The sequence below is a fragment of the Streptomyces achromogenes subsp. achromogenes genome, assembly GCF_000720835.1.
Lineage (GTDB): Bacteria > Actinomycetota > Actinomycetes > Streptomycetales > Streptomycetaceae > Streptomyces > Streptomyces achromogenes.
On record NZ_JODT01000146.1, the window covers coordinates 1 to 237 of the forward strand.

Genomic DNA, 237 nt, shown 5'->3' on the forward strand with positions numbered 1-237 from the left:
CATGACCAAGCTGATCGAGCGCAACACCACGATCCCGACCAAGCGCTCGGAGATCTTCACCACGGCCGAGGACAACCAGCCGTCGGTGCAGATCCAGGTCTACCAGGGCGAGCGCGAGATCGCGGCGTACAACAAGAAGCTCGGCATGTTCGAGCTGACCGGTCTGCCGCCGGCGCCGCGCGGCGTCCCGCAGATCGAGGTCTCCTTCGACATCGACGCCAACGGCATCATGCACGT

1 protein-coding gene is annotated in these 237 nt (G+C 64.6%); it reads left to right on the forward strand.

Annotation, left to right across the window (positions count from 1 at the left end):
• Positions 1-237, forward strand: a 237-nt coding sequence (locus tag IH25_RS38325; RefSeq protein WP_037656573.1) for an Hsp70 family protein, incomplete at both ends; no start/stop codon positions are given.